The following is a 17,690-nucleotide window of genomic DNA, read 5'->3' on the forward strand; positions in this document are numbered from 1 at the left end:
CGCCGGTTACCGCCGCTCACCGCGGCCGCGTTCACCCTTGGGGCCGCGTCCACGCTCGCCGCGCAGGATGCCCCGCTGTTCGCGGTCCTCCTGCAGGATACGGTTGGCGACCGCGTTCGCCTCCTGGTCGGCGGCCCGCCCCGAGTCCTCGACGAGTTTGCGCAACCGCGCGCGTTCGACGTCGTACGCTTTGCTGCCCGGCCGTGGTCCTGGCATGGGTGCCTCCCGTGGTGTCCGGTGACGTACGTCGGCCGTCTACCCGCCTTCGGGCGGACCATTCCGCGCATCAGCAGGTCTTACGACGACCCCGGCCCGGTCCATGCCGGACCGGGCCGGTTCGTGGCGGCGCGGGTGTGGGGTCAGTTCTGGTGCCGCACGATGACCACGGGGCAGTCGCCGTGGTGCAGTACCGACTGGCTGACCGAGCCGAGCAGCAGGCCGGTGAACCCTCCCCGGCCCCGGGCACCCACCACCACGAGCTGAGCGGTGGCCGACTCCTCGATCAGCGTCGAGGCGGCGCGTCCCTGCACCAGCCGCTGGACGACCCGCAGGTCCGGATAGCGGTCGGCCAGGCCCGCTACCGCCTCGGCGAGGACCTGCCCCTCCTCGACCCGCAGCGCCTCTACGTCGTAGACCAGCGGCAACATGTCGCCCGGACCGAGCGACGTCGGCTGCCGGTAGGTGTGCACCGCAACGAGTTCCACGCCCCGAAGGACGGCCTCTTCGGCGGCGAAGGCGACCGCTACGGCGGAACGGGTCGAGCCATCGACTCCGACGACCACCGGACCGGTGGTACGCGGAGCGCCGCGAGTGATCAACACAGGGCACTGGGCGTACTCGGCGACCTGGATCGCCACCGAGCCGACCAGCAGGCCGGCGAAGCCGCCGAGCCCGCGATCACCGAGTACGAGCAGATCTGCGTCCCGGGACTGGCCGAGCAACACCGCTGCGGGCTGTCCCTCGACGATTCTTCCGGTGACCGTGATCCCGGGTGCGGCTGCCTCAGCCTGGGTCACCGCGTCCGCCAGAACGCGTTCCGCCTGGTTGCGCAGCCCACCTTCGGCAGGGCCGCCCGGCGGTGGGCCGACCGGAACCCGCAGCATCGGCCAGACGAACGCGTGCACGACGTGGAGGGTGCGTCCCCGGCGGGCAGCCTCGGCAGCAGCCGTCCGCACCGCGTTCAGGGAACTGTCCGAGCCGTCGACCCCGACGACCACGGTCTTGCCAGCTGTTGTACTCATCGCCCCACTATCCCGGACCCCACTGCGGAAAGTGCAGCCGGCATCCGGTCGCCACCGCGTGGTGTCGGCGCATCATCACCCTCTGTCGGGGTAACCATTCGCGGTCGCCGTGGCGGACTCCTGGCACGGCGCGCGGAGGGGGAGTGATGAAGTACGACGAGTTCGTGGCGCGGGTACGGGAGCGCGGTGAGTATCCCGACCACGTAGCGGCGGAACAGGTGATCCGCCTGGTCCTCGGCGTGCTGTCCCAGCGACTGGATCCGGCGGAAGCCGAAGACCTCGCGGCACAGTTGCCGTTGCCGGTGGGGGCGTGGCTGACCGAGGAACAGGGGCCGGCGATGGCGTTCGGAGTGCGGGACTTCCTCGACCGGGTGGCCAGTGCCACGGGTGCTTCCGCGCAGACGGCCCAGTGGGACGCCAGCGCGGTGCTGTGCACGGTCGCCGAGGCGGTCACCGGCGGTGAACTGAACGACGTGCTGACCCAACTTCCCTCCGGCTACGCCGTCTTGTTCGGCCGCGCCAGCCTGAGCGGCTGACCCCGACCAAACCCCTAGCATCCTAGGATGCTCTAGGGGTAGTGGCTACTCTCTCACCACGGGAAGCAACCCGCCGACTCGCATCCGCCAAGATCAACTCCGGCCGGATATAGTGGCACGGCAACGCAGCAGCCCAGACCAGATCCGTCAGCCGGGAGGTCTGGGATGTGTCGATGTGCCGGCGTCGCCCGGGGGCCGGAGAGGTCCCACGACAACCCGGCCGGAGCGCGCACCGGTTCCCAGCCGCTCGCCATCCCGAGGCGAGCACCGGACCGTGTCGCGGAGGGAGGTTCGGTGTCGCGTCGGCCGGCGAGGGCAGAGCATGCCCAGCCAACCGGTGACATCCCTGCCCAGTCTTCGGACATGGGCAGCCAGGTCTTCACCATTCCCAACCTGATCAGCTTCGCTCGGCTGCTGGGCGTGCCGATCTTTCTCTACCTGTTCCTGGTGGCTCGTGCCGACGTTGCGGCCATCGTGGTGCTGGCCGTCGGCGGTACGAGCGACTGGATCGACGGCTACATCGCCCGGCGGCTTCGTCAGGTGAGCCGGCTGGGGGAGTTGCTCGACCCGCTAGCCGACCGGCTCTACATCCTCGCCACCCTCGTCGCGTTCACCGTCCGGGAAGTGGTGCCCTGGCAGTTCACCGCCGCCCTGCTGGCTCGGGAACTGCTCCTCGGTCTCTCCCTACTGGTGCTACGCCGCTACGGTTACGGCCCACCGCCGGTGCACTACCTCGGTAAGACCGCCACGTTCATCTTGCTCGCGGCATTTCCAGTGCTACTGCTCGCCAGCACCGCATCCGCGACTGCTGCCGGTGCCATCGGTTGGGGCCTGGCGTGGTGGGGCCTGGTCCTCTACTGGGCAGCCGGTGTCCTGTACGTGATTCAGGCCGTCGACCTCGTCCGGACGGCTCGGGGGTATCCGCCAGGGGCCACCCGATGAGCAGGACCGAGCCCGAGCCGGCGCGGTCCTACGCGCCGGACTTCCTGACCGAACTGTTCCGCAACCCGCTCGATCCGGGGTATCACGACGCGGCGGAGCATCGCCGTTCCCAGGGGCCGATACGCGGCTGGCGCCGAGGCACGATCCGGGCAGTGAGTCTGGTGACCTTGGTGGCTCTGGGATTCCTGCTGGCGGTTGCCTATCGGCAGACCCTGGCGGAGGAGCCGAGTCGGCGTCAGGCACGGGCCGGCCTGGTCGCGCAGATCAAACAGCGCGAGGTCGAGACCGATGCCCTGGCTCGGCGGGCCGAGGGGCTGCGGGCCGAGGTGGCCCGGCAACGAGACGCTGCCCTGACCGGCAGCGACGCAGCCCGACTGCGGGACCTCGAGGCCATCACCGGGCTGGGACGGGTACGCGGCGATGGCGTGGTGGTCCGGGTTGCGGACGCCTCATCGAAGGCGGACGCGGTCACCGGTGCTGGCGGGACGAACCTCGGGCGGGTGCTCGACTCCGATCTGCAGAACATCGCCAACGCGCTGTGGAGCGCCGGTGCGGAGGCTATCGCGATCAACGGTCAGCGTCTGACCGCAACCTCGACGATCCGGGCTGCCGGGAGTGCGATCCTGGTCGACTTCCGGCCGGTCTCAGGGCCGTACGAGGTGTCGGCCATCGGTCCGGATGAGATGGAGCGGCGGTTCAGGGACAGCGCCGCCGCCCGCCTGCTGCGCAGTGTCGCCGCCAGCCACGGCATGTCCTTCGGTGTTCGCAAGGCAGATGACCTCACCCTGCCTTCGGCGAGTGAAGCGCACTTGCGGTATGCGCAGCCGTCGCCGAAGGCCACCCCGACGCCGTCCGGCTCTGGGGCGTCTCCGAATCCCTCCGGAGGGGGCCGATGATCGCTGTACTCGCCTTGATTGCCGGCGTGATGCTCGGTGTCTGGCTGGACCCGAGTGTGCCTGCCGCGTTGCAGCCGTATCTGCCGATCGCGGTGGTGGCTGCGCTGGATGCGGTGTTCGGTGGGGTGCGGGCGAAGCTCGACGGCATCTTCGACGACAAGCAGTTTGTGATTTCGTTCATCTCCAACGTCCTGGTGGCGGGGATCATCGTGTATCTCGGTGACCAGTTGGGGGTGGGGGGACAGCTGTCCACGGGTGTCGTGGTGGTCCTCGGGGTACGGATCTTCGGTAACGTGGCGGCTATTCGTCGGCACCTGTTCCGGGCGTAGGTTCGATCCGATGAGCGCGGATGAGGAAGAACGCGAGACGGCGGCAGAGTCGTCGGCTTCGGTGACGTCGCCGGAGTCGGAGTCGGAGTCGTCACCGAAACCGTCGGAACCGACTGGGGCGGTAGCCGGGGATGCTCCGACTGACCGTCCGGCTCCGGGAGACTGGTTGGGGCGGGCACGGGCGCAGCTCAGTGGCGCTGGAGCGATGATCGTCGTGTTGCTCGTACTGCTTGGGTTCGCGCTGGTGGTGCAGTTGCGTAGCACGTCGACAGATCCGACGTTGGCGGCGGCCCGGCAGGAGGACCTGGTCCGGATCCTGTCCGACCTGGAGTCGCAGGAGGAGCGGCTCCGGCAGGACATCGCGGCGCTGGAGGAGAGTCAGCGACAGCTGGCTTCGGGAGCGCAGGGTCGGCAGGCGGCGTTGGAGGAGGCGACTCGGCGAGCGAACGAGCTGGGGATCCTGGCGGGGACGTTGCCGGCGCGAGGGCCCGGGCTGGAGATCAGGTTCGTGGCGGGCGCGAAGCCGATTCGGGCTTCGGCGCTCCTGGACGCGGTGCAGGAGTTGCGGGGTGCGGGGGCCGAGGCGATGCAGATCGCGGGTGCCGACGGTACGCCGGTGCGGATCGTCGCGGACACCTTCTTTCTGGACGCGGAGAACGGTATTTCGGTGCGTGGACGGCCGATGAGCGGGCCGTACACGATCACGGTGATCGGGGATCCGACGACGATGCGGACCGCGCTCAACATTCCGGGCGGGGTGGTGGCGTCGGTCAACGGGGACGGCGGTAACGTGATCGTCCAGGAACGCGAGGTTGCTGATGTTTCGGCGCTGAGCGTGCCGAGCGATTTGAAACACGCGCGGCCGGTCTCCTGACCGGCTGCGGCCGCGCCGGTTCGCCGGTGCGTCACCGATCAGTGCGACGAGAAGGACGGTCTGGTGATTCCTGAGGAGCTGCGTTACACGGCCGAGCACGAATGGGTGGCGGGCGATGGGAGCGGGCCGGTGCGGGTGGGTATTACCCATTTCGCGCAGGAGGCTCTGGGTGACATCGTCTACGTCGAGTTGCCGGACGAGGGCGCGGTCGTGACGGCGGGAGAATCGTTCGGTGAGGTCGAGTCGACCAAGAGTGTCTCTGAGTTGTATGCCCCGGTGACGGGTACGGTGGTGGCCCGTAACGACAAGCTTGGCGATACTCCGGAGGTGATCAACACTGATCCGTACGGAGTTGGTTGGCTGGTCGAGATCACCCCGAGTGACCCGAAGTCGATCGATGGTTTGCTGGCTGCTGCGGCCTATCGTGAGTTGACTGAAGGCTGATCGTGGATACATCCCAGCCGTGGGTTGTGCCCGCGCGTCTGGTTGCCCTGTTTTTCGGCGCTGGCTAGGCTCGCCCAGTCGACCGAGAACCCGATAGTTGCGCGTTGCGGAAGTGCCTACCCAGGCAACGGGGAGCCAGCCGCCGGGAGTCAAGCGCCCGGCGGCCAGACCCGCCATTACCCGACGCCGACCGATCTGATCCGTGAGGTGGTCCCCATGACGCGCCCAGACGACGAGTTCCCCCCACTCGACGTCACTTCGACGCTCAATCTCGGTGCCCTCGAGGAAGTGTTGGAGGGTCCGGATACCGATGTGGTGCCGAGCCGCATGTCGGGCTCATTGCCGCCCGGGATGGCGTTGCTGGTCGTTCGGCGCGGTCCTAACGCTGGTGCACGGTTCCTGTTGGACCACGATGTGACTACCAGTGGGCGGCATCCCGACAGTGACATCTTCCTCGACGACGTGACGGTGTCACGTCGGCACGCCGAGTTCCACCGTGATGGTGGCACCTTTACGGTTCGTGATGTGGGCAGCCTCAACGGCACCTATGTGAATCGGGAGCGCGTTGAGGCGGCGACGTTGAGTAACGGCGATGAGGTGCAGGTCGGTAAGTTCCGGCTGGTGTTCATCGCTGGTCCGCGTCCGGAGGAGGAGGCCAGCCGGGGGTGAACGAGCGCGCGGCGGCAGCGGCGCCTGCGGCCGGGCGACCCCAACCGCTGATGAGCATCGGTGAGGTGCTGGCGCATCTGCGGGTGGAGTTTCCCGATACGACGATTTCCAAGCTGCGGTTTCTGGAGGCCGAGGGCCTGATCGAGCCGCAGCGCAGCCCGGCCGGCTACCGCAAGTACAGCTGGGACGATGTGGCGCGGCTGCGGTTTGTCCTGACGGCGCAGCGGGATCAGTATCTGCCGTTGCGGGTGATCCGGGATCAGCTGGCGGCGATGGACCGGGAGCCGGAGGTTACTGGTCGACAGCGGCCGACGTTGGTTGCGGTGGGGCCGGCCGGTGAGGTGCCGGGCCGTGGGCCGGGGGATGTGTCGTCGGCCGAGCCGGGCGAGGTGCGGTTGGGCCGGACCGATCTGGTGGCGCGTAGTGGCATCGACGAGAGCACCTTGACCGAGTTGGAGCGGTTGGGGGTGCTCGTGTCGAGTCCTCCGGGCTGGTACGACACGGATGCGTTGATCATCGCGCAGGCGGTGGCGGGGTTGGCGGCGTACGGGTTGGAGCCTCGGCATCTGCGGGGGTATCGGACGGCGGCTGACCGTGAGGTGGGGTTGTTCGCCCAGTTGGTCGCGCCGTTGGCTCGGCAGAATGATCCGGCGGCGCGGGCGCGGGCGGCGGAGACGGCGCGGGAGTTGGTGGGTTTGTCGCAGCGGCTGCACGCGGCTCTGGTCCGGGTGGGCTTGCGGGCGACGTTGGGCCGTTGATGGGACGCCCGGCTGTCGGAAAGATCTGTCAGTCCGGGCGTGCCGTAGGCTTCGTGGGGTATCCCTTCGTGCGGGAGCAGGGCGGGTGACGCGTGTCGGACGATGACATGCCGGCCCGTGTACCGTGCAGGGAAGGGTGCGGTGCTGGGGAAGTAGACAACGACACGGAGGCGGCGGTGCGCGAGCTGAGCGTGGTCGGGGTTCGGGTGGAGCTGCCCAGCAACCAGCCGATCGTCCTGCTCAGGGAGGTGGAGGGCGACCGCTATCTGCCGATCTGGATTGGTGCGGTGGAGGCTACTGCGATCGCCTATGAGCAGCAGGGGGTCAAGCCGGCTCGGCCGTTGACGCATGATTTGTTGCGGGATGTGCTGTCGGCGTTGCAGGCGCCGTTGGAGGCGGTGGAGATCACGGAGTTGAAGGACAGCGTCTTCTACGCGGATCTGTTGATCGGTGATGGGCTTCGGGTGTCGGCTCGGCCGAGTGATTCGATTGCGTTGGCGTTGCGGGTGGGTGCGCCGATCCGTTGTGCCGAGCAGGTGTTGACCGAGGCGGGGATCGTCATTCCGGACGAGCAGGAGGACGAGGTCGAAAAGTTCCGGGAGTTTCTGGAGCAGGTGCGACCGGAGGACTTCGCGGGCTGAGTTGGTGGTGCCGTGCGGGGCTGGAGATTAGTCTTCGGCCCCGTTTTGTGTGTTCTGGTGGGGTGGGTGGGTTCGTCGCTGGGGGCGGGGGCTTCGGGGTGTCGGGCTGCGGCGTGTCGCGGCAGATCTTGCGGGGTAACCGGAACGGTGGGCGTTAGTGTTGCCTTGTCGAGGGGTGACACGTCCCGGAAACGATGTGTTACCGCACTGGCGGGGGAGGTTTTCCGGATGCACGAGCCACAGGACCCTGACCCAGGTTCGTCCGAGTGTCGTCAGGTCGAGGTGGACCCGACGGGGACCGCCGGTTTGGACGATGGCTCCGTGGGCTATCGCGGAGTTACCGCCTGCCATGCGGTCAGCATCAGCTATCGCCAGTTGGACTACTGGGCGCGTACCGGTTTGGTGGTGCCGAGCATACGCGATGCGTCGGGTTCGGGCACATCGCGGCTCTACTCGTTCCGTGACCTGGTGGTGCTGAAGGTGGTCAAGCGGTTGCTGGATGCGGGGGTGTCGTTGCAGAACATCCGTAAGGCGATCGAGACGCTGCGTTCGCACGGGGTGGCTGATCTGGCCGGCATTACGTTGATCTCCGATGGGACGAGCGTGTACGAGTGTCGTTCGCCGGAGGAGGTGGTCGACCTGTTGCAGGGCGGCCAGGGGGTTTTCGGTATTGCGATCAGCGGCGCGTTCAAGGAGATCCAGGGGTCGTTGTCGCATCTGCCAGCGGAGCGTGCGGCACCGTCGACTTCGGATGGTGATCGGGAGTCTGAGGCGGCGGAGTCGTTCGGTGACGAGTTGGCGGCGCGGCGGGCTCGTCGGCGGGCGGGTTGACCGCCTGAGGTCGGGGGGCGCTTTACCTGGGCTTGGACCTGGGTAAGACGGGTCGCTCCCGTGGTTGGCCTGGTGTTTACGCTGGTCGGGTGAGGTAGAGGTGCTGCGGCCGAACGCAGGAACCCTTGGCCCGTCGGGTGGTTTATGGGCTGCCGAGGCGTCCGCACAGTATGAGCGCCCAGCTGAGGCAGGCGAGTGCGGCGGTGGGGGTGGCGGCTCGGGCGATGTTCCAGCGGACCCATTTCGCCTCGAATTTTCTCCGGATCGTCGCGGGTGTGGTGCTGTTCGGGTTCGCTGTGGCGAGTTCGTTGTTGAGCGGCACGTTGATGCCGAAGGTGATGGCGATCATGGCGGTGTTCAGGAGGAACGCGGCCACGATCCAGGGCAGCATGGGTCGTCCGGCGGTGGGCAGGTGGAGTACGACGGCTGCGGCGGTCAGTAGTGGTGCGCCGACGAAGATGATGGCGAACCAGCCGTTGAGGATGGCTTCGTTGATCTGCCGCATGGTGGTGACGAACGTCTGGTCGTCGGTGCGGCGTAGTCCGGGCATGACCGAGCAGGCGTACGCGTAGAAGAGGCCGGCGATGAGGCCGGTGGTGATGGTTGCTGCGACGAGTGTGGCGGCTCGGAGTAGTGCCATGGTGGGTTTGTCTCCGGTGTTCAGGGGTTCCAGATGCCGGTGGTGGCGGTGTCGTGGGCGTAGTTGGTGAAGTCTCGGGGGTCGCGGCCGAGGGCGCGGCGTACTCCGTCGGTCAGATGGGCGTTGCGGCCGTCGAGGACCCGGGTGAACAGGTCGGTGAGGGCTGCGATTTGTTCTTCGGGTACGCCGTGGGCGGCGGCTGCGGCCGCGTACTGGGCGGGGGTGACCGGGGTGTAGTGGATTTCCCGGCCGGTGGCCTTGCTGATTTCTGCGGCGACGTCGGCGAAGGTGAGCAGTCGGGGACCGGTGAGGTCGTAGGTCCGGCCGGTGTGGGTGTCGCTGGTCAGCGCGGCGACTGCCACGTCGGCGATGTCGTCGACGTCGATGAACGGTTCGGCCACGTCGCCGGCGGGGAGCACGATTTCGCCGTCGAGTACTGGTCCGAGTAGGAAGTGTTCGCTGAAGTTCTGGTTGAACCAGCTGGCTCGCAGGATGGTCCAGTCGACGCCGGAGTCTTTGACGGCCTGCTCGCTGGCTTGGGCTTCTTCTTCGCCTCGGCCGGAGAGCAGCACCAGGCGTCGGGTGCCGCTGTGTACGGCGAGGGTGGTGAAGGCGCGGATTGTCTCGGCGGCGCCGGGGAAGGCCAGGTCCGGGTAGAACACCAGGTACACCGCTTCGACGTCGTGGAGTAGGGGCGCCCAGGTGTTTTGGTCTGCCCAGTCGAATGGGGGCTGGCCGGTGCGGGAGCCGATGCGTACCGGTAGGGCGTGGGTGGTGAGCAGGTTGGCGACTCGGCGGCCGGTCTTGCCGGTGCCGCCGAGGACCAGGGTGGTTTTCGTGTTTTCTGTCATGCCGCTAGTCAAGCGTGTGACCTTGAGACGTGCCATGGTCGTAGAACTCTCTTCCATGTTTCGTCGTCTACGCTCTGTGGGGTGGATGCGTTGGTGGGGTTGTTGGACGGGCCGCGGGCCAGGGGTGCGTTCCTGCTTCGGTCGGTGCTGGATCCGCCGTGGTGTCTGCGGATCGAGGACCGGGCGCCGCTGACGCTGATGGCACTGGTGCGGGGGGACGCCTGGGTGGTTCCCGACGAGGGGGAGGCGGTACGGCTCAAGCCCGGGGATGTCGCGATCGCGCGCGGCCCGGATCCGTACCTGGTGGCCGACGATCCGGCGACTCCACCGCAGGCGGTGATTCATCCCGGGCAGCGGTGCAGTACCCCCAGCGGTGAGCCGTTGTCTGGTCTGACGGACCGGGGGGTGCGGACCTGGGGTGCCGGTGTGGATGGTGCGACGGTCCTGCTCACGGGCACCTACCAACTGGCCAGTATGGTCAGTCAGCGGCTGCTGGCGGCGTTGCCCACGTTGCTGGTGCTGCCGGGGGAGGCGTGGGACAGTCCGCTCGTGGGGTTGCTCAGCGACGAGATGGTGAAGGATGAGCCGGGGCAGGAGGTTGTCCTGGACCGGTTGCTGGACCTGTTGCTCATCGCGGCGCTACGGGCCTGGTTGTCCCGTCCAGAGGGGAACGCCCCGGCTTGGTATCGGGCGCACAGCGATCCGGTGGTGGGTCGGGCGCTGCGGACTTTGCATGACGATCCGTCCCACCCGTGGACGGTTGCCGCGCTCGCGGCCGATGCCGGGGTATCCCGGGCGGCGCTGGCCCGTCGGTTCACCGAACTGGTTGGCGAGCCGCCCATGACCTATCTCACGGGTTGGCGACTGGCCCTGGCGGCGGACCTGCTACGGCGTTCCGATGCCACCATCGGGGCGGTGGCTCGGCGGGTGGGGTACGGCAGTTCGTTCGCCCTGAGCGCCGCCTTCAAACGGGAGCAGGGGGTCAGTCCGCAGCAGTATCGCCTCGCAGGTGCCCGGGACTGATCGCTGCGGGCGGTTTCGACAGTCGCGGCGCGGGTGGCGGTGATCGCGTCCCCGGGGGCGGTCAGTGGCCGCCCGCGAGTTCACCGGTGAGTTTCGCGTGGAGTTGGGCACTGGGCTTGTTCAGGCCGATGATCTCGACGGTTTTGCCGCGCTGGGCGTACTTGGTTTCGATCGCGTCCAGCGCCGCGACGGAGGACGCGTCCCAGATGTGCGCGGCGGAAAGATCGATAATGACCTGATCCGGATCGGTGGCGTAGTTGAACTGGGTGACCAGGTCGTTGGAGGAGGCGAAGAACAACTCGCCTGTGACGGCGTAGACCACCGTGCTCCCGTCGGGGTCGAGGACGGCGGTGACGGTGGCCAGGTGCGCGACCCGCTTCGCGAAGATGACCATCGCGGTGACGGAGCCGGCGACGACACCGATGGCGAGGTTGCCGGTGGCGACCACGCAGGCCACGGTCATCACCATGACGGTGATCTCCCCGGCGGGCAGCCGCTTGAGCGTACGGGGTGCGATGGAGTGCCAGTCGAAGGTCGCCACCGAGACCATGACCATCACGGCGACCAGGGCGGCCATGGGGATGTCCGAGACGATCGGACCGAAGACGATGCACAGGACCATCAGGAAGACGCCCGCCAGGAATGTGGAGAGGCGGGTCCGGGCACCGGACACCTTCACGTTGATCATCGTCTGGCCAATCATCGCGCAACCGCCCATGCCGCCGAAGAAGCCGGTGACGATGTTGGCGATGCCCTGGCCGATGGACTCGCGGGTCTTGGAGGAGTGGGTGTCGGTGATGTCGTCGACCAGCTTGGCGGTCATCAGCGACTCCATCAGGCCGACCAGTGCCATGGCGAGCGCGTACGGGGTGACGATGGTCAGGGTGTCCAGGGTGAACGGCACGTCCGGCAGGCCGGGTACGGGCAACGAGGACGGCAGTGTCCCCTTGTCGCCCACGGTCGGTACCGCTATCCCGGCGGCGATTGTGATCACCGTGAGGATGACGATGGACACCAGTGGTGCCGGGACCGCCTTGGTGATCCTCGGGAAGAACACCATCAGCGCCAGCCCGCCGGCGATCAGCGGATACACGGCCCACGGCACGTCGCGCACCTCCGGCACCTGCGCCATGAAGACCAGGATCGCGAGGGCGTTGACGAAGCCGACCATCACGCTACGCGGCACGAACCGCATCAGCCGCGCGACGCCGAGTGCACCCAGGATGACCTGGAAGACGCCGGCCAGGATGACGGCGGCGATCAGGTAGCCGAGGCCGTGTTCGCGGTTGAGCGGGGCGATGACCAGGGCGACGGCGCCGGTGGCCGCTGAGATCATCGCGGGTCGTCCGCCGACGACCGCGATGGTCACGGCCATGGTGAAGGAGGCGAACAAGCCGATAGCCGGGTCGACACCGGCGATGATCGAAAATGAGATCGCCTCGGGGACCAGCGCCAGGGCGACGACGAGCCCTGCCAGTGCCTCGGTGCGGAACACCTTGGGGGTCAGCCAGGACGGGCGGAGGCCGCGCAGTTGCGCGGCCCACGGTAGCGCGGAGGAAGGCAAGGGGGAACCTGTCGTACTCGGGCATGCCCGCGGTGGTGGGCGTGCGTCTTCGCCGGGGGCGTCGTCGGCCCGGCGGGGTGGAGGAGGAGCGTGGTGGCACTCGCGCCACCTGTGGTGTGGAGACGGCATGGACTCGTCTCCGCCGGCACCGACCTTACCCTAAGGTCACGGTAGAGATCGGTGACGGATGACCTGAGCCCACCGCGCGAAGTCCGGAAGGTAGCCTCACAGCCGGTACCCGACTGGCCGAGTGGTCAGCTCGGCGACCTGGACGTCGCGGGGCGGTCTGGCGCGAGACGCGTCCGCAGCGCCCGGGCCAGACCGTCCATGCGCTTGCTGTCGACTCGCGCATCCCCGGTCACACCCAGTAGCCCGAAAATGTTCGGCCCGAGCCGGTCCGGCGCCAGGTCGTCCATACGAGGGACGATGTGGAAGTGGACGTGGGCGAAGCCCTCGGCTTCGGCGAACTGGACCACGTAGGTCTTCACGCAACCGGTGACCGCCTTCAGCGCCCGGGAGATCCGGACCTGCCACCCGCCCAGGTTCGCCGCTTCGCTGTCGCTCAGGTCGGCGATGGCTGTCACGTGCCGGCGGGGGACAAGGATCAGCCAGCCCGGTAGCGCCGTGTCGAACGCGTGCGCGACCCGCCAGTGCTGATCTGCCGCGACGAACTCTCGGGCCGGGAGTGAGTCGATTCGATTGTTGTTCTCGCAGGCGAGGCAACTCGACGGCGCATCCATGCCGGTGATGCTACAAACGCTCTGTTCCGGTCGATGACCGCACTGATCGTGGTCTGGATCGCCGGTCAGTCACGTGCGTCGAGCGGGCTGTGCAGTGAGAGGTGCGCGGTAAGGGCGCGGAGGAAGTCGGGGGCGTCGAAGACCGCTCCTGCGGAGGCGACGCCGACGGTCCTGGTCCGACCGGTGAGGATGCGGTCGACGGCCTCCACCGCGAGCGGTGCGCTGATGGCGTAGATGTCCTGGCCAGTGGCGACTGCGCGGCGTTCCGCGCCACCGGAGCGGACGATGACGTCAACGACGAAGGTCTGCGCGGACCGACCGTGCTCGTCGACGGCGGTCGGTGCCGAGGCGTCAGGAGCGGACAGGTCCGCGGCGGCCTTGGCGGCCATGTAGGTGCGTACCTCCGGGATGGCCAGGTGGCTGGGAATGGTGACGACGTCGGCCATGGTGAACTCTGCGATGACGCTCTGGGTGCCGAGCGGAGCCGGGAAGGGCCATTCCAGGGTCGGCATCGCGTCGTTGTGGTATTCCAACTGTCCGCGGGTGTAGCGGACACGGCGTCCCCCGCGTCGCTGTCCGGAGACCGCGCCGGAGACAATCGTTCCGTTGGTGGGGTGCCAGCTGCTCAGACCGTAGGCGATGTGTGCCTCGTCCGCGGACGTCCAGTCGCCCATCACGGCGGTGGCCAGCAGGTCGCCGAGACCACCGTAGAAGGCCATCGCCGGGACCACCACGGTGCCGGCGGCGCGGGCGCGCTCGGCGAAGTGCGTGAACGTGTCAAGGTTTGCCTCGATCTCGGCCGCCACGTCGACGTACGGGATGCCGGCGCGCAGTGCCGCCTCGACCAGCGGTCCGGCGGTCGAGGCGAAGGGCCCGGCGCAGTTGATCACGGCGGCCGCGCCGTCCAGTGCACGGTCGAGCGAGGCCGGATCGTCGACCGACGCCTGCTGTGCCTCAAGCCCGGGTTGGTCCTGCGCCATCGCCAGCAACTTGTCCTGGTCACGGCCGAGGAGCAGGGGGACATATCCACGCTCGCGCAACTCCGCGACCACAAACCGTCCGGTGTGCCCGTACGCACCGAACACTGCCACGTTCCGGCCCGATCCCATATCTGCTCCCAGGTGCTCGAAGTGATCCACTGGGGAAATCCTGTCGCCGACGACCCGTCGGTACCAGTGTCTGGAACGACAAGACCCGTACAGTTTCCGACATGAACGCTGTTCCGCGCTCTGTCGCGGTCGCTGCTACCGACGGGATGCTGCACTTCGAGCTGGCCCTGGCCTACGAGGTTTTCGGCTCCGCCCCGGCTACCCTGCCCGGCCCCTGGTACGACGTCACGGTGTGCGGTACGCGCGCTGTACGGGTCGGCCGGTTTCTATTGGAGCCGGACTGCGGGCTCGACCGGCTGGCGTACGCCGACACCGTGATCGTCCCCGCCTTGGCGGACGTCGACGAGGACCCGCCGGCCGACCTGGTCGAGGCGGTACGCGTGGCCCACGAGTCGGGCGCGCGGGTGGTGTCCCTGTGCACGGGCGTGTTCGTGCTTGCCGCCGCGGGCCTGCTGGACGGGCTGCGGGCGACCACGCACTGGGCCCACACCGAGGAACTGGCCGCGCGCTATCCCCGGGTGCAGGTCGATCCGGACGTGCTCTACGTCGACAACGGCAGCGTGCTCACGTCTGCGGGTAAGGCCGCGGCGATGGACCTGTGCCTGCATCTGGTCCGCCGCGACCACGGCTCGGCGGTCGCCAACGTGGTCGCCCGCCGTCTGGTCGTACCACCCCACCGGGCCGGTGGGCAGGCCCAGTTCGTCACCACCCCGGTGCCCGCCCAGGACGGTCATCCCCTGGCCGAACTTCTTCCCTGGGTGATGCGGCGGCTGGACCAGCCGCTCACCGTGGAGGACCTGGCCCGTCGGGCGAACATGAGTTCGCGCCACCTGACCCGCCACTTCCGTTCGGTGACCGGCACCACCCCGCTGCAGTGGCTGCAGACACAACGGATCCGCCACGCGCAGGAACTGCTGGAAACCACGGACGACAGCGTCGACACCATCGCTACGGCCGCCGGCATGGGCACGGCGACGACGCTGCGCCGCCACTTCCACCGCGTGATCGGCGTACCGCCGGACGCCTATCGGCGCACGTTCCGGGTGTGAGGCTGGCGTTCCCAGCCAGCGCCGGTTGGCCTTTCGGAGCCGCCGGCTCTGTCTCCGACTCTGCCTCCGGGTCGGTCGACCGGTTGCTGACTGATACGGGCAATGGCACACTCTTGCTGCTACCCGAGTTGCATTTGGAGGTCCTTGTGTCTGGGTTCGTTGGCCGATCGATCCGTGAGACCGTCGTGAGCGACCCGGAGGCAGGGCCGTACGGCATCGCCGTTGGACCGGACGACGCGCTGTGGGTCACCCTGGTACACGCTGGCCAGATCCTTCGCCTCACCGTCGATGAAAAGTGCGACACGTACGACCTGGACTCCCCGACGTGCGGACCCTCGACGATCACGGCTGGCCCCGACGGTGCGCTCTGGTTCACCCGGTTCCGTGACCACCGGATCGGGCGGATCAGTGTCGACGGGCATGCGACGTCAGTTCCGCTGCCGACCGCAGGTGGCCCGTTCGGCATCACCACAGGGCCAGACGGCGCACTGTGGTTCACCCAGATGCACACCGACCGGATCGGTCGCATCACCTACGACGGCGCGCTCACCGAGTTCGAACTCCCCACCCGGGGAGCCATGCCGTCGGCCATCACCGCCGGGCCGGACGACGCACTGTGGTTCACCCTCAACCAGGCCCACGCCATCGGCCGGATCACCCTCGACGGCAACGTCACCAGCTATCCGTTACCTACCGCAAACGCCGCACCGGTGGGTATCGCCGCCGGAGTCGACGGTGCCCTGTGGTTCGTCGAGATCGGCGCGGGCCAGATCGGCAGCATCACCCCCGACGGTCAGCTCCACAACTTTCCGCTGCCAGACCGCGCCTGCCGTCCGCACGCCATCGTCGCTCGCCCCGAGGGGGGCTGCTGGTTCACCGAATGGGGTGCCAACCGGGTGGGCCTCATCGCCCCGGACGGCACCATCGAGGAGCACGACCTGCCGACCCCGTCCAGCGAGCCGCACGGCATCACGGTCGGCCCCGACGGCGCGGTGTGGACCGCGTTGGAGATCGGCAAGGTTGCCCGCCTCACTCCCTGACCGCCGTCCCCGCGGTGTGCCGGGCGGGGACACGGGCACCGACTCACTCCGGTACGGCGTCCTCGGGTGCACCGCGAGCCAGGCCGGTGAGCAGGTCCAGGGCGTCTGCGAGTGTGTCGTGGGTGGGTGAGCCCAGAGCGAGTCGTACGGCGTTCGGGGCATGGCCCGAACCGACGGCGAAGGCGGCTCCTGGTGCGACGGCGATCCCGTGCCGGGCCGCGGCAGCGACGAAGGTGTCGGCCCGCCAGGGGTCCGGCAGTTCCCACCAACAGTGGTAACCGTTCGGGTCGGCGTGCACGGTGAATCCCGCCAGCCGTTCCGCCCTGATCCGCTGCCGTTGCCGCGCATCCAGGCGTTTCGCCTCGCCGATGGCGGCGGCGGTGCCGTCGGCCAGCCACTGGGTCGCCGCAGTCAGGGCGAACCGGGAGGCTGTCCATGCTCCCGAGCGCAATGCCGACATCACGCGCTGCTCCCCGTCGCCTGCGGGCGGCACGGCGAATCCCAGCGTCAGCCCGGGTGCCAGCCGTTTGGAGAGGCTGTCCAGCAGGATCGTGCGTTCGGGAGCGAGTGCCGCCAGCGGCGGCAGGTCGTCACGGAGGAAGCTGTAGATGCCGTCCTCGATCACATGCAGGTCGGCCCGGCGGAGGGTTTCCACCAGCCGCACCCGGCGTTCCTGCGGCATCGTCACGCCGAGCGGATTGTGCACTGCTGGCTGTAGGTATACGGCGCGCAGCGGCAACGCTGCGGCCACCGCCTCCGGCAGGAGCCCATGCTCGTCCATGGCGAGCGGCACCAGGGTGATGCCGAGTCGGGCGGCGATGCCCTTCACGACTGGATAGGTGAGGCGTTCCACGCCGAGTCGTTCGCCTGCCGGGACGTAGGCGGCGAGGGCGGCGGCTATCGCCTGCCGGCCGTTGCCGGCGAAGAGGATGCGTCGAGGGTCGGGAGCCCAGCCGGCGCGGGCCAGGAACGACGCGGCCGTCTCCCGGGCCGCCGGCGTGCCGGCCGGTCCCATCGCCCCCATGCTGGTGGCGAGAACATCCGGGCGGGACATCCGCGTCAGGCCGGCGGCGAGCTGTTCCGCCTGCTGCGGCAGCATGGGGAAGTTCAGTTCCAGGTCGATTCGGGCCTCGCCTGGCTCGGCGAGCGCGGGCTCGGGACCGGCGGGGGCGGCGCGTACGAACGTTCCCCGGCCCACCTCTCCCACGGCCAGCCCCCGACGGACGAGTTCGCCGTATGCCCGGGCTGCCGTGGAGCCGGCGATGCCATGCTGCCGGGCGAACCTGCGCTGCGGCAGGAGCCGCTCGCCTGGACGTAGGCGTCCGGCGGTGATGTCGGCCGCGAGCTGGTCGGCGATCCGCCGGTAGTCCTCCATCAGTCATCCCCGTTCCGGTTCGAGTCTCTGGATTTGGGCTCTGACACAAATATTGCACCGAGATCAATTCTTTTATTGCACCGAGATATTGCACCAAATAACATCGAGTCGTCAAGGCGGAAACCTGGAAGGATCCCG

Annotated in this window: 21 protein-coding genes; 13 read left to right on the forward strand and 8 right to left on the reverse strand. The window is 68.3% G+C overall.

What is annotated here, in order from left to right:
• Window positions 1–6 precede the first annotated feature (6 nt).
• Window positions 7–216, reverse strand: coding sequence for a phosphatidylethanolamine-binding protein (locus tag FHR38_RS29695; RefSeq protein WP_184538417.1), 210 nt, complete (start codon window positions 214–216; stop codon window positions 7–9).
• 143 nt (window positions 217–359) lie between these two features.
• Complete coding sequence (locus FHR38_RS29700) at window positions 360–1,241, reverse strand: universal stress protein (protein WP_184538419.1); 882 nt, start codon at window positions 1,239–1,241, stop codon at window positions 360–362.
• Between the two features lie 146 nt (window positions 1,242–1,387).
• Between FHR38_RS29700 and FHR38_RS29705 the strand changes: the two genes are divergently transcribed.
• The 10 genes from FHR38_RS29705 (at window position 1,388) to FHR38_RS29750 (ending at window position 8,161) form a co-directional block, all read left to right on the forward strand.
• On the forward strand, window positions 1,388–1,777 hold the full coding sequence (locus tag FHR38_RS29705; RefSeq protein WP_184538421.1) for a DUF2267 domain-containing protein: 390 nt from the start codon (window positions 1,388–1,390) through the stop codon (window positions 1,775–1,777).
• Window positions 1,778–2,071: 294 nt separating this feature from the next.
• The gene (clsA, locus tag FHR38_RS29710; protein ID WP_376771449.1) at window positions 2,072–2,719 is read left to right on the forward strand and encodes a cardiolipin synthase ClsA; all 648 of its coding nucleotides are present in this window, start codon (window positions 2,072–2,074) and stop codon (window positions 2,717–2,719) included.
• Window positions 2,716–3,615 carry a DUF881 domain-containing protein gene (locus tag FHR38_RS29715; RefSeq protein ID WP_184538425.1) on the forward strand — a complete coding sequence of 300 codons (900 nt, stop codon included), beginning with the start codon at window positions 2,716–2,718 and terminating at the stop codon, window positions 3,613–3,615. Before clsA ends, FHR38_RS29715 begins: the two co-directional genes overlap by 4 nt.
• On the forward strand, window positions 3,612–3,944 hold the full coding sequence (locus tag FHR38_RS29720) for a small basic family protein (protein ID WP_184538427.1): 333 nt from the start codon (window positions 3,612–3,614) through the stop codon (window positions 3,942–3,944). The genes FHR38_RS29715 and FHR38_RS29720 overlap by 4 nt, the downstream gene beginning before the upstream one ends.
• Window positions 3,945–3,954: 10 nt before the next feature.
• Window positions 3,955–4,818 (forward strand): DUF881 domain-containing protein, encoded by an 864-nt coding sequence (locus tag FHR38_RS29725; protein ID WP_184538429.1) that lies wholly within the window; start codon window positions 3,955–3,957, stop codon window positions 4,816–4,818.
• A 63-nt stretch (window positions 4,819–4,881) separates the two neighbouring features.
• Window positions 4,882–5,262 (forward strand): glycine cleavage system protein GcvH, encoded by a 381-nt coding sequence (gcvH, locus tag FHR38_RS29730; RefSeq protein WP_184538431.1) that lies wholly within the window; start codon window positions 4,882–4,884, stop codon window positions 5,260–5,262.
• Between the two features lie 216 nt (window positions 5,263–5,478).
• A complete protein-coding gene (gene odhI, locus FHR38_RS29735; RefSeq protein WP_184538433.1) occupies window positions 5,479–5,931 on the forward strand; it encodes an oxoglutarate dehydrogenase inhibitor Odhl in 453 nt (150 codons plus the stop codon).
• A 50-nt stretch (window positions 5,932–5,981) separates the two neighbouring features.
• Window positions 5,982–6,689, forward strand: coding sequence for a transcriptional regulator FtsR (gene ftsR / locus FHR38_RS29740; RefSeq protein ID WP_184540426.1), 708 nt, complete (start codon window positions 5,982–5,984; stop codon window positions 6,687–6,689).
• 176 nt (window positions 6,690–6,865) lie between these two features.
• Window positions 6,866–7,330 (forward strand): bifunctional nuclease family protein, encoded by a 465-nt coding sequence (locus FHR38_RS29745; protein ID WP_184538436.1) that lies wholly within the window; start codon window positions 6,866–6,868, stop codon window positions 7,328–7,330.
• Between the two features lie 228 nt (window positions 7,331–7,558).
• A complete protein-coding gene (locus tag FHR38_RS29750; protein ID WP_184538438.1) occupies window positions 7,559–8,161 on the forward strand; it encodes a MerR family transcriptional regulator in 603 nt (200 codons plus the stop codon).
• A 142-nt stretch (window positions 8,162–8,303) separates the two neighbouring features.
• Here the strand turns inward: FHR38_RS29750 and FHR38_RS29755 are convergent, their stop codons facing one another.
• Together FHR38_RS29755 and FHR38_RS29760 are read right to left on the reverse strand one after the other, a co-directional pair.
• On the reverse strand, window positions 8,304–8,801 hold the full coding sequence (locus FHR38_RS29755; protein ID WP_184538440.1) for an anthrone oxygenase family protein: 498 nt from the start codon (window positions 8,799–8,801) through the stop codon (window positions 8,304–8,306).
• 20 nt (window positions 8,802–8,821) lie between these two features.
• Window positions 8,822–9,688: an NAD(P)H-binding protein gene (locus FHR38_RS29760; RefSeq protein ID WP_184538442.1), complete on the reverse strand. Its 867-nt coding sequence runs from the start codon at window positions 9,686–9,688 to the stop codon at window positions 8,822–8,824.
• A gap of 45 nt (window positions 9,689–9,733) precedes the next feature.
• Here FHR38_RS29760 and FHR38_RS29765 point away from each other — a divergent pair, with 45 nt between their 5' ends.
• Window positions 9,734–10,675 carry an AraC family transcriptional regulator gene (locus tag FHR38_RS29765; protein ID WP_184538444.1) on the forward strand — a complete coding sequence of 314 codons (942 nt, stop codon included), beginning with the start codon at window positions 9,734–9,736 and terminating at the stop codon, window positions 10,673–10,675.
• Window positions 10,676–10,736: 61 nt separating this feature from the next.
• Here FHR38_RS29765 and FHR38_RS29770 read toward each other — a convergent pair whose 3' ends face one another.
• From FHR38_RS29770 to FHR38_RS29780, 3 genes are all read right to left on the reverse strand, one after another.
• Window positions 10,737–12,239: a SulP family inorganic anion transporter gene (locus FHR38_RS29770; RefSeq protein WP_376771450.1), complete on the reverse strand. Its 1,503-nt coding sequence runs from the start codon at window positions 12,237–12,239 to the stop codon at window positions 10,737–10,739.
• A 254-nt stretch (window positions 12,240–12,493) separates the two neighbouring features.
• Entirely contained in the window at window positions 12,494–12,979 is a 486-nt protein-coding gene (locus FHR38_RS29775) for an HIT family protein (RefSeq protein WP_184538448.1), read from the reverse strand.
• A 65-nt stretch (window positions 12,980–13,044) separates the two neighbouring features.
• The gene (locus tag FHR38_RS29780) at window positions 13,045–14,070 is read right to left on the reverse strand and encodes a saccharopine dehydrogenase family protein (protein WP_312882478.1); all 1,026 of its coding nucleotides are present in this window, start codon (window positions 14,068–14,070) and stop codon (window positions 13,045–13,047) included.
• 119 nt (window positions 14,071–14,189) lie between these two features.
• Here FHR38_RS29780 and FHR38_RS29785 point away from each other — a divergent pair, with 119 nt between their 5' ends.
• Window positions 14,190–15,137 (forward strand): helix-turn-helix domain-containing protein, encoded by a 948-nt coding sequence (locus FHR38_RS29785; protein ID WP_184538452.1) that lies wholly within the window; start codon window positions 14,190–14,192, stop codon window positions 15,135–15,137.
• 146 nt (window positions 15,138–15,283) lie between these two features.
• Complete coding sequence (locus FHR38_RS29790; protein WP_184538454.1) at window positions 15,284–16,177, forward strand: Vgb family protein; 894 nt, start codon at window positions 15,284–15,286, stop codon at window positions 16,175–16,177.
• Between the two features lie 43 nt (window positions 16,178–16,220).
• Here FHR38_RS29790 and FHR38_RS29795 read toward each other — a convergent pair whose 3' ends face one another.
• Window positions 16,221–17,552, reverse strand: coding sequence for an aminotransferase-like domain-containing protein (locus FHR38_RS29795; RefSeq protein WP_184538456.1), 1,332 nt, complete (start codon window positions 17,550–17,552; stop codon window positions 16,221–16,223).
• Between the last annotated feature and the right edge of the window lie 138 nt (window positions 17,553–17,690).

Origin of the sequence: Micromonospora polyrhachis (assembly GCF_014203835.1) — a bacterium.
Taxonomy (GTDB): Bacteria; Actinomycetota; Actinomycetes; order Mycobacteriales; family Micromonosporaceae; genus Micromonospora_H; species Micromonospora_H polyrhachis.